This window comes from Streptococcus oralis (assembly GCF_001579025.1).
Lineage (GTDB): Bacteria > Bacillota > Bacilli > Lactobacillales > Streptococcaceae > Streptococcus > Streptococcus oralis_X.
The window spans coordinates 1,017,153-1,019,121 of the sequence record NZ_KQ970235.1 but is presented as its reverse complement, the minus strand read 5'-3'; the positions used below and the strand labels follow the sequence as shown (position 1 = coordinate 1,019,121).

Here is a 1,969-nt window from a genome sequence, read left to right as displayed (position 1 = left end):
AACGCTTTGAAGCGGTCGACGGGGGGATGAAGCCAAATGAGCCAGTTGAGGTTGTCATTCGTCCAGAGGACTTGCGCATTACCCTTCCTGAAGAAGGCAAGCTCCAAGTCAAGGTTGATACCCAACTCTTCCGTGGGGTTCACTACGAGATTATCGCCTATGACGAACTCGGAAATGAATGGATGATCCACTCGACCCGTAAGGCCATTGTGGGTGAGGAAATCGGTCTGGACTTTGAACCAGAAGATATCCACATCATGCGTCTCAACGAAACCGAAGAAGAATTCGATGCTCGTATCGAAGAGTACGTAGAAATCGAAGAGCAAGAAGCAGGTCTGATTAACGCAATCGAGGAGGAAAGAGATGAAGAAAACAACCTCTAAACTCTTTGTAGTGCCCTACATGCTTTGGATTGCACTCTTTGTCCTCGCACCCTTGGTCTTGATTTTCGGTCAATCCTTTTTCAACATTGAAGGGCAGTTTAGTTTAGAAAACTATAAATCCTACTTTGCGTCACAAAACTTGACCTATCTCAAAATGAGCTTCAACTCTGTGCTTTATGCAGGGATTGTGACCATGGTAACGCTTTTCATCAGTTATCCAACAGCCCTCTTTTTGACCCGTCTCAAGCACCGTCAACTCTGGCTCATGCTGATTATTCTGCCAACATGGATTAATTTGCTCCTTAAGGCTTATGCCTTTATCGGTATTTTTGGTCAGAATGGCTCCATTAACCAATTCTTGGAATTCATCGGAATCGGTTCGCAACAGTTGCTCTTTACTGATTTCTCCTTTATCTTCGTCGCAAGCTACATCGAGCTTCCCTTTATGATTTTGCCGATTTTCAATGTCTTGGATGATATGGACAACAATCTCATCAATGCCAGCTATGACCTCGGTGCGACCAAGTGGGAGACTTTCCGCCATGTCATCTTCCCCCTTTCTATGAATGGAGTAAGAAGTGGTGTCCAATCAGTCTTTATCCCTAGTTTGAGTCTTTTCATGCTGACACGTTTGATTGGTGGGAACCGCGTTATCACGCTGGGAACGGCTATTGAGCAGAACTTCCTGACCAATGACAACTATGGAATGGGTTCTACCATCGGGGTGATCCTCATCCTGACCATGTTCATCACCATGTGGGTGACCAAGGAAAGGAGAGAACGATGAAAAAATTTGCCAATCTCTACCTAGCCTTTGTCTTTATCATCCTTTATTTGCCAATTTTTTACTTGATTGGCTATGCATTTAATGCTGGCGATGATATGAACAGCTTTACAGGCTTTAGCTTGAGCCATTTTAAAACCATGTTTGGTGATGGTCGCCTCATGTTGATCCTCACCCAAACCTTTTTCTTGGCCTTTCTATCAGCCTTGATTGCGACCATTATCGGGACTTTCGGTGCCATTTATATCTATCAGTCTCGTAAGAAATACCAAGAAGCCTTTTTATCACTCAATAATATCCTCATGGTTGCGCCTGACGTTATGATTGGTGCCAGCTTCTTGATTCTCTTTACCCAGCTTAAGTTTTCACTTGGATTTTTGACGGTTCTATCTAGTCACGTGGCCTTTTCCATCCCTATCGTGGTCTTGATGGTCTTGCCTCGTCTCAAGGAGATGAATGATGACATGATTCATGCGGCCTATGACTTGGGTGCCAGCCAGTTTCAGATGTTTAAGGAAATCATGCTACCGTACCTGACACCGTCTATCATTGCAGGTTATTTCATGGCCTTCACCTACTCACTAGATGACTTTGCCGTGACCTTCTTTGTGACGGGAAATGGCTTTTCTAACCCTCGTCAGTCGAGATTTACTCTCGAGCTCGCAAGGGAATTTCGCTGGAAATCAATGCCCTGTCTGCCCTTGTCTTTCTCTTTAGTATTATCCTAGTGGTTGGATATTACTTTATCTCACGTGAGAAGGAGGAGCAAGCATGAAAAAACTCTATTCATTTTTAGCAGGAA

The 1,969-nt window shown here is 44.1% G+C and carries 2 protein-coding genes and 1 pseudogene; all 3 read left to right on the top strand.

Annotated features, from left to right (window positions below; genetic code table 11):
* On the top strand, positions 1 to 383 hold a 383-nt coding region (locus SORDD27_RS04910; RefSeq protein WP_155718891.1), incomplete at its 5' end, for a TOBE domain-containing protein.
* Positions 364 to 1,170: an ABC transporter permease gene (locus tag SORDD27_RS04905; protein WP_000754118.1), complete on the top strand. Its 807-nt coding sequence runs from the start codon at positions 364 to 366 to the stop codon at positions 1,168 to 1,170. The genes SORDD27_RS04910 and SORDD27_RS04905, both read left to right, overlap by 20 nt.
* A pseudogene (locus SORDD27_RS04900) lies at positions 1,167 to 1,942 on the top strand (ABC transporter permease). Before SORDD27_RS04905 ends, SORDD27_RS04900 begins: the two are co-directional and overlap by 4 nt.
* The last annotated feature ends 27 nt before the right edge of the window (positions 1,943 to 1,969 follow it).

Coding starts and splice junctions, on each gene's coding strand:
- SORDD27_RS04905 (WP_000754118.1), top strand. CDS start 364: ATGAAGAAAACAACCTCTAAACTCTTTGTAGTGCCCTACATGCTTTGG.